Annotated in this window: 8 protein-coding genes; 2 read left to right on the top strand and 6 right to left on the bottom strand. The window is 61.1% G+C overall.

Features of this window, described 5'->3' with window-relative positions; translation table 11 throughout:
• The first annotated feature begins 673 nt into the window (after positions 1 to 673).
• Positions 674 to 1,237: an IS6 family transposase gene (locus KHP60_RS24630; RefSeq protein WP_213566908.1), complete on the top strand. Its 564-nt coding sequence runs from the start codon at positions 674 to 676 to the stop codon at positions 1,235 to 1,237.
• A gap of 111 nt (positions 1,238 to 1,348) precedes the next feature.
• Here KHP60_RS24630 and KHP60_RS24625 read toward each other — a convergent pair whose 3' ends face one another.
• The 5 genes from KHP60_RS24625 to KHP60_RS24605 all read right to left on the bottom strand — a co-directional run bounded on the left by KHP60_RS24625 (position 1,349) and on the right by KHP60_RS24605 (position 6,354).
• The gene (locus KHP60_RS24625; RefSeq protein WP_213566907.1) at positions 1,349 to 2,203 is read right to left on the bottom strand and encodes an endonuclease/exonuclease/phosphatase family protein; all 855 of its coding nucleotides are present in this window, start codon (positions 2,201 to 2,203) and stop codon (positions 1,349 to 1,351) included.
• Complete coding sequence (locus tag KHP60_RS24620) at positions 2,203 to 3,012, bottom strand: carbohydrate ABC transporter permease (protein WP_213566906.1); 810 nt, start codon at positions 3,010 to 3,012, stop codon at positions 2,203 to 2,205. Before KHP60_RS24620 ends, KHP60_RS24625 begins: the two co-directional genes overlap by 1 nt.
• Positions 3,009 to 3,926, bottom strand: a complete 918-nt coding sequence (locus tag KHP60_RS24615) for a carbohydrate ABC transporter permease (protein WP_213566905.1) — start codon at positions 3,924 to 3,926, stop codon at positions 3,009 to 3,011. The genes KHP60_RS24620 and KHP60_RS24615 overlap by 4 nt, the downstream gene beginning before the upstream one ends.
• 65 nt (positions 3,927 to 3,991) lie before the next feature.
• Positions 3,992 to 5,236, bottom strand: a complete 1,245-nt coding sequence (locus KHP60_RS24610) for an ABC transporter substrate-binding protein (protein ID WP_249689116.1) — start codon at positions 5,234 to 5,236, stop codon at positions 3,992 to 3,994.
• Between the two features lie 119 nt (positions 5,237 to 5,355).
• Positions 5,356 to 6,354: an ABC transporter ATP-binding protein gene (locus tag KHP60_RS24605; protein ID WP_213566903.1), complete on the bottom strand. Its 999-nt coding sequence runs from the start codon at positions 6,352 to 6,354 to the stop codon at positions 5,356 to 5,358.
• Positions 6,355 to 6,652: 298 nt separating this feature from the next.
• Here KHP60_RS24605 and KHP60_RS24600 point away from each other — a divergent pair, with 298 nt between their 5' ends.
• Positions 6,653 to 7,450: a DeoR/GlpR family DNA-binding transcription regulator gene (locus KHP60_RS24600; protein ID WP_213566902.1), complete on the top strand. Its 798-nt coding sequence runs from the start codon at positions 6,653 to 6,655 to the stop codon at positions 7,448 to 7,450.
• 254 nt (positions 7,451 to 7,704) lie between these two features.
• Here KHP60_RS24600 and KHP60_RS25965 read toward each other — a convergent pair whose 3' ends face one another.
• Positions 7,705 to 8,181 (bottom strand): IS6 family transposase, encoded by a 477-nt coding sequence (locus KHP60_RS25965; RefSeq protein WP_409366318.1) that lies wholly within the window; start codon positions 8,179 to 8,181, stop codon positions 7,705 to 7,707.
• Positions 8,182 to 8,228 lie beyond the last annotated feature (47 nt).

Raw genomic sequence — 8,228 nt, 5'->3', positions numbered from 1 at the left:
ACCAGCGGACCGCCCACAGGATGATCTCCGCCGTGAACTGACGACCCTTGAACGGGTTCTTCTTGCCTGTCTTCACCACGAGCCCCTCTCAACGCAATCAGCGTCATAGCCCGAGCCAGGGTGCTTTCAAAGCTGCAACAGAACCCTATCACTGGCGTGTGGATCCAACGAGCTATGAAGTAAGCTATTAATATGCGACCTCATGCAGCGGCATGGCTCGTCCTTCCTGCTGGCTGTTGCGGGTGCTGCTGCTACGCTCGACCAAGGCACGGCAGCGATGTCTTATCACCATTCGTGCAAACCCATCTTTGAAGGCCTTGATCGAGGCTATGACCGTTGACACCTTGGTCGCGAAGGATAGGCTCAAGTTCATTGAACTAATCGACGACTCGTGGGCCTAATCACAATAGAGCAGGCTGGATTGGGCCGTTTTCAAGCCCAGCCATCAAGCTGAGCGAAGCGTGTCAGGAGGCATACTGGCAATGGTAACCAGACGAACTCTCCTCACAGCCGCCTTGCGGCCGGACTTCTTCCGGCATCGTCATGTCTGGATGGCGCCCGTTTGGCAATGTGATTGTTGATGACGTTTAGGCCTAGCGGGGCGGGTGCGGTCGGTACTGTTGCGTTAATCTTGGCGGTATAGCGAGGAGCGGTTCGTCAAGGAGCCGCTCCGTTGTCTCTGTTCAAGCGTCGTCGCTTCCCAGTTGAGATCATCCTGCTGTGCGTGCGGTGGTACTGCAAGTATGGCATCAGCTATCGCGATCTGGCCGAGATGATGCAAGAGCGAGGCATCAATGTGAACCCATCCACGATCTTCCGCTGGGTTCAGCGCTACGCGCCGGAGATCGAGAAGCGGGTGCGACCATACCAGGGACATCGTTCAGGTTCGTGGCGCGTGGATGGGACCTATGTGCGAGTTGGCGGACAGTGGCGGTACTTGTTTCGAGCGGTCGACAAACACGGTCGTCTGATTGCCTCCATGCTATCCGACNTGCTGCCGCAGGATGTCGAACACCGCACCTCGAAATATCTGAATAACATCATCGAAGCCGACCATGGGGCGCTCAAGCGCGTGACCCGGCCGACGCGTGGCTTCCAGACGATGAAAACCGCCGCCGCGACCCTGATGGGCTTCGAAGCCATGCGTATGATCCGCCGCGGTCACTGCATCCAGCGGAAACGTCGAGCGACAGGCGAAATCCGTCTTGTCAGTCAGCTCTTCGGTCTTGCTGCCTGAGCTGCCTGTTGAGCTGGGTTCGTTGTGCTTGGTCCAAGTTGCTGCAACAGTGCCGCCGTCGTGTTGGAGACGGATGGCTCCATTGCTCAGGCCTTTCTCCGCCCCAAGCGGTCACGAAACCTGAGTTGCGGTCAGTTCAAGTGCCAAGGGTTGGTGGTCCGATGCAGTAGTCTCGACATTCACCTTCACAGCCGTGGCATTGCCGGTCAGGTTTTCAGTGACGAAGATGTAGTCACGGCAATGGGGTCCCTGTGGCCATTGTTTGAAATCCGCCACGCCGGCGGTGGGCGGATGCGGTGCCTGACCTCGAGCGATTGTCCAGGCGTCGCGGAAGGAAGGGATCTCCGGCGCAAGGGGCGCCAGGATGTCCCGATAGAGCGGCTCGTCCGGCCCCAGGTTGAAATCGCCGCAGACAATCGTGCCTACCGGTTGCGGGGACGTGCGGTAGGCCGCGTCGGAGCGATCCTCGAAGGCGATTGCCTTGCGCCTCTCGCCCTCCTCGTGGATGGCGCGCAGGCGCTCGATCTGGGCCTTGCGGTGGATCTCGGAGTGATATTCCAGATGCGTGGTGATCACCCGCATGGCACCCTCGGGCGCCTGGACGAGAACTTCCAGGGCCTGGCGCTGCATGCTCCGACAATCCGTCGCTGGCCAGGGCAGCATGTGGCTGGTGATTTCCAGCACCGGCAGGCGGGACAGGATCATGTTGCCGAAGACCTGAAGCTTTCCCTGGTCATCGGCCTTCTCAACCGCCGGTCGAAAGACGGCTCTGTAGCCGGGAAGCAGAAACGCCAGAACGGACGGCTGATCCTGATCGCCGTCATGCGCCGCAAAGCCGCGGGAGACCTCCTGAAAGCAGAAGACGTCCGCGTCGCACAGATCCTTCGCGGTTTTCACGATGCGCCTGAGATCGATCCGGCCGTCGCAGCCGAGCCCCCACTGGATGTTCCAGGTCACGAGCTTCATCATCGGATTCCGGCGCGCATGAAGGATTGCACGAACTGGCGCTGGAACAGCAGGAAAGCGAGAAGCAGCGGCGCCATCGTCATGACGGTGGCGGCCGTGATGACCGACCAGTCCACTCCCGTCTCCGGCGCGCCGAAGACCGCAAGACCCACGGTGAGCGGGCGGCTCTCCACGGAATTCGTGACGATGAGCGGCCAGAGGAAATTGTTCCAGTGATAGCTCACGGAAACGAGGCCAAAGGCGATGTAGGTGGTTTTCCCGAGCGGCACGAACACGCGCCACAGCACGCCGAAGGACGAGGCGCCCTCCACGCGTGCTGCCTCGACCAGCTCATTCGGCACGCTCTTGAAGGTCTGGCGCAGCAGGAAGATGCCGAAGGCGGAGGCCATGTAGGGCAGGGCGATCGCCGGGATCGTATCGAGCAGGTTGAGGCCGCTGATCACCCGGTAGTTCTCGACGATCAGCACGTCCGGCATGATCATGAGCTGCACGAGAACCAGTGCGAACAGAACATCCCGCCCAAAGAACTTGAAGCGGGCAAAGGCATAGGCCGCGAGCGTCGCGATGACGAGCTGCCCGGCCAGGACCAAGGTCACCAGCATCACGGTGTTCAGGTAGTAGCGCGCGAAGGGCGCCTGGCTCCAGGCCTTCGCGAAATTGTCCAAGGTGAGCGGCGCGCTGATGTCGAAGCGCGTCGCGTATTCGGATGGATGGAACGCGCTCCAGAAGCTGTAGGCCAGCGGCAGCAGCCACAGAAGAGCAAGAGCCCAGGCTGCGACGGTCTCGATCGAGTAGCTTTCTTTTCTCATTGATAGTGAATCCTGCGATCGAGATAGACGAACTTGGTCAAGGCCACGGCCGCCAGGATGGTGATGAGCGTCACGGTCAGCGTCGCGGCGTAGGTCGTGTCCCAGAAATTGAAGGCCACCTCGTAGATGTAGTAGAGCAGCAGGGAGCTGGCGTTGTTCGGTCCGCCCTTGGTCATGATGACGAGCTGATCGACGAGCTTGAACGAGTTGATCAGGGCATTGATGGAGATGAACAGGGTCGTCGGCATGAGCAGCGGGAAGGTCACACGGCGGAAGAAGTACCAGCGGCTCGCTCCCTCGACGGAGGCCGCCTCCTTCAGCTCCGGCGGAATGGACTGCAGGGCCGCGAGGTAGAAGATCATGAAGAAGCCAGCCTCCTTCCAGACCACCATGACGGCAAGGCAAGTCATGACGGTGGACGGATCGCCAAGCCAGTTGTGACCGGCAAAGCCGAGGGATTTCAGGAACTGGTCGAGGAGCCCGTAATCCGGCGTGTAGAAGAATAGCCAGATATTGGCCACCGCGATCATCGGCAGGACCGTCGGGGTGAAGAACGCGAGGCGCAGGAAGGAGCGGCCGACGATCTTCTTGTCGACCCATACGGCCATGAGGAGCGCGAGCCCGATGCTGGTCGGAACCGTGGCGAGCGCGAAGATGAAATTGTTGCGCAGGACCTGCCAGAAGACGTCGTCGTCCAGCATGTAGCGATAGTTTTCCAGCCCCACGAACTCCGCCGGGCCGCTGCGGCCGAGGGAGAAGAAGCTGTGATAGAGCGTGGCCAGGATGGGATAGTGGGTGAACATGCCAAGGAGAACGATGGCCGGCAGCAGCAGGAGCCAGGCATTGACGTTCGTTGCCCAGTTTCTGTGTCTCGCAGTCTTCGGTTCAGCGGCGGTCATCACGGCGGCGACCATGAGATTCTCCTCGATTCCGGGAAACTGCGCCGCGGCGGAGGGCCGCCGCGGCGCTTCACGGCTGACTACTTGTAGCGGCTCAGCACGCGCTCGGATTGCTTCTGAGCGCTCTCGAGGGCCTCCTGCGGGCTCTGGGTGCCCGTCACTGCCGCCTGCACGGCATCGTTGACGATCTTGTAGATGCGTCCGTTGTCATGCACCGACAGCTCGGCCACCGCGTGCTTGAGCTGATCGCGCGCCACGACGGCCTGCGGGAAGTCCTTCACATAGGCCTTCATCGTCTCGGTCTCGTAGGCCGCCGGAGTCACGGCCACATAACCGGTCTTGATGCTCCACTCGGCGGCCCGCTCGGGAGCCGTCACCCAGCGGATGAACTTCACGGCAGCCTTCTGCTGCTCAGGGCTCGCGCTCTTGAAGACGTAGAAGTTGCCGCCGCCCGTGGGGGATCCGCGCTGCTCCTTGGCCGGCAGCATGGCGACGCCAAAGTTGAACTTGGCGCCTTCCTTTACGGCGGTCAGGTTGCCCGTGGTGTGCCACATCATGGCAGTCTTGCCTTCGAGGAAGTCTGTGCGCAGGGTGCCCCACTCAACAGCGCCCTTCGGCATCACGCCATCCTTGGTGGAGAGATCGACCCAGTATTGAAGGGCCTCGACGGTCTTCTTCTCGCTGAAGAAGGTCTTGTTGCCTGTTTCGTTCATGAGCTTCTGGCCGTTCTCGATCGCCAGAGCCTGCAGCATCCAGTAGCCGTAGCCGGTAGACGGGATCTCGACGCCCCAGCGGGTGACGTTGCCGGAGGCATCCTTCTTCACGAGCTTCTTCGACATCTCGGCCATTTCGGCCCAGGTTGTCGGGGGCTTCTCGGGATCGAGACCGGCCTCCTTGAACGCGTCCTTGTTGTAGTAGAGCACGATGGTAGAGCGCTGGAATGGCACGCTCCAGGTCTTGCCGTCGACCTGGCCGTTTTCCATGAAGGCGGGATAGAAGCTGTTGAGCCATTCCTTGCCGTCGGCTCCGGCAAGCTCATCGATGGGCACGATGGCCTTCTCGTCCATCAGCGTGAACAGATCGGTGGAGAACAGGACCGAGAGCTGCGGCGGCTGCCCGCCCTTCATGGCCGTCATGGCCTTGGTCATGGTGTCGGTGTAGTTGCCCGCGTACACCGCCTCGATCTTGATGTCAGGATTTTCCTTCTGGAACCCCTGCACCATGTCGTCGATGATCTTCGTGACCGGGCCGCCGACGGCGACCGGATAATACATGGTCAGGTCGACCGCCTGAGCCGCGGTCGCACCAAAGCTGGCGACCGTCATCAAACCTGCCGTGAGCAGGGCCTTCGTCTTGAACTTCATCATGTCCTCCCATCTGGAGTTTTTGGAAGTCGCACGCCTGCGGTCGTAGCCGCCTGCGCTCTTTCAGAAGAAAGCGGCCGTCAGGCCGGAGCACGATCGGCGAGTCGCTTTCCGCTGTCTCTGTCAAACAGATGTATGTGACGGTTTTGCCATTCGAGCCCGACCTGTGTTCCGGCGGGCAGGGAGCAATAGCCGGTCTGGCGGACGGAGACGGTTTCGCCCTTCACATCGCAGAGAATGATGCTGTCCGCCCCCAGATACTCGACGGCCCGGACGGTCGCAGGCACCCCGTTCCGTTCGGCGACGAAGATGTGCTCGGGCCGCACGCCGAGCATGGCGCCGTCCTGCCAGGAGATGATGTTCATGGGAGGCGTGCCGATGAAGCGGGCCGCGAAGTCGCTCGCCGGCTCGTTGTAGAGCTCGTGCGGGGCGCCGTTCTGCTCGATATGGCCGTCGCGCATCAGGATCACCCGGTCGGCCATCGTCATGGCCTCGGACTGGTCATGGGTGACGTAGACCATGGTCATGCCGAGCCTCTGCTGCAGGGCGCGGATTTCCGTTCGCATCTCGTGACGCAGCTTGGCGTCGAGGTTCGACAGGGGCTCGTCCATTAGGCAGACGGCAGCCTCTGCGATGATCGCGCGCCCGAGGGCGACGCGCTGGCGCTGGCCGCCAGAAAGCTGGGAGGGCTTGCGCTCGAGCAGGTGGCTCAGCCCGACGATGTCGGCGACCTTCCTCAGTTTCTCATCCCGCTCGGCGCGGCCGACGCCGCGAACCTTCAGGCCGAAGATGATGTTTTCTGCAACGTTGAGGTGCGGGAAGAGTGCATAGGACTGGAACACCATGGAAATGCGCCGCTCGGCCGGGGAGAGATGCGTCACGTCGCGTCCGCCGATGGTGATGGTGCCGGAATCGACCTCCTCAAGTCCCGCGATCAGCCGAAGGGTCGTGGACTTGCCGCATCCGGAAGGCCCGAGCAGCACGAGAAGCGTTCCGGCCTCGGCCTTGAAGCTGATCCGGTCGACACCTCCGACGCCGCCCCAGGTTTTCGACACGGCATTGACGATAATTTCAGACATGAGCGTCGAGCCTGTGGCTTGTCATATCAGACGATCTCTTTGCTTCTGGCCTTGAGCAGCAGGTCTGCCAGTTCCGCGAAGCCGTCCCCCGAATGCCCTTGTGCGATGTAGGCGGGCCTCTACAGAGGCAAGTCCATGCGTCGGCTCTGGGCTCATCTCTCTCCCCGGACGAGTTCAGCGGAAATTTTGTGGAGCTTAGGAACGGAAACTTGCGAGAGCAAGCATACTTATGTGGAATGTCAAAAATTTCTATGACAGGAATTGATGGAAAGCATCCAGGCTGTTCCAGGATCGACCCATGTCCGTCTCCGAAGGGAAAAAGGCCACCCGTCAGCGCGTAATCATGACCGAGCTGGCGCTCAGCCCGAGTGTCAGGACGTCCGAACTCGCTATGCAGCTCGGGGTTTCGGCGGAAACGGTCCGGCGCGACATCGAGGAGCTGACGCGCCGCGGGCTCGTAAGCCGCACCTATGGGGGGGCGACGGGCCTCCAGCTCGGGCTTCAGCCTGGATTTCAGGATCGTGACGCAACCGCCGTCCAGGAGCGCGATGCCATCGCCCGTATGGCCGTTCGGATGGTGAAGCCGGGCGATGTCCTGATGATCGACTCAGGATCGACGACGGCTCACTTCGCCCGCGCCCTCGCCTATGCGGTCGACGGCCTGACGGTGATCACCAACGGCCTGGCCGTCGCCCAAGCGCTGGCACCTCAGAAGAAGACCCGGGTCGTGTTCTGCCCCGGAGAGTTCTCGGCCGACGAGGGGGGTGTCTATGGTCCCGACACTTGCGCCTTTCTCGACCGGTTCAATGCGAACATCGCCTTCATCGGCGCCAGCGGCCTGACCCTCGACGGGCCGAACGACGTGGTCTCGAATGCCTGCTGGGTCAAGCGCAAGATGCTGGAACGGGCGGACCGGCGGGTGCTTCTTGTCACCTCCAGCAAGTTCAACCGACGCCATCTCGAGCTTGTCTGCTCGCTCAAGGATCTCTCAGATGTGGTGACGGAAGCCCCGCCAGGCGAGCCCCTGGTTGAAGTCCTTCAAGTTAGTGGGGTTAGCCTGCACGTGAGTTCGACCCGATATCTGGAGAAGGCATAAGGCTTTACTTTCTTCGAATGTCAGATTGGGATCAACCTCTGCCGATCCACTGACCTCCAGGAATGGGCACTGTTGCAGCAACTTGGACCAAGCACAACGAACCCAGCTCAACAGGCAGCTCAGGCAGCAAGACCGAAGAGCTGACTGACAAGACGGATTTCGCCTGTCGCTCGACGTTTCCGCTGGATGCAGTGACCGCNGGCACTGTTGCAGCAACTTGGACCAAGCACAACGAACCCAGCTCAACAGGCAGCTCAGGCAGCAAGACCGAAGAGCTGACTGACAAGACGGATTTCGCCTGTCGCTCGACGTTTCCGCTGGATGCAGTGACCGCGGCGGATCATACGCATGGCTTCGAAGCCCATCAGGGTCGCGGCGGCGGTTTTCATCGTCTGGAAGCCACGCGTCGGCCGGGTCACGCGCTTGAGCGCCCCATGGTCGGCTTCGATGATGTTATTCAGATATTTCGAGGTGCGGTGTTCGACATCCTGCGGCAGCAGCCCTTCGCTTTGTAAGCGTCGGATGGCCTTCGGATAGGATGCCAGTTTGTCGGTCGTGATCGAGGACGGCGGATAGTCTCTCACCACCCTCAGAGCTTTGCGTAAGAAGCGATAAGCCGCTCCAGCATCACGCCGGTCGGATAGCATGGAGGCAATCAGACGACCGTGTTTGTCGACCGCTCGAAACAAGTACCGCCACTGTCCGCCAACTCGCACATAGGTCCCATCCACGCGCCACGAACCTGAACGATGTCCCTGGTATGGTCGCACCCGCTTCT

It is taken from the genome of Microvirga sp. 3-52, assembly GCF_018383585.1.
GTDB lineage: Bacteria > Pseudomonadota > Alphaproteobacteria > Rhizobiales > Beijerinckiaceae > Microvirga.
The sequence above is the reverse complement of the archived record's forward strand: the minus strand, read 5'-3'. Positions and strand labels throughout refer to the sequence as shown.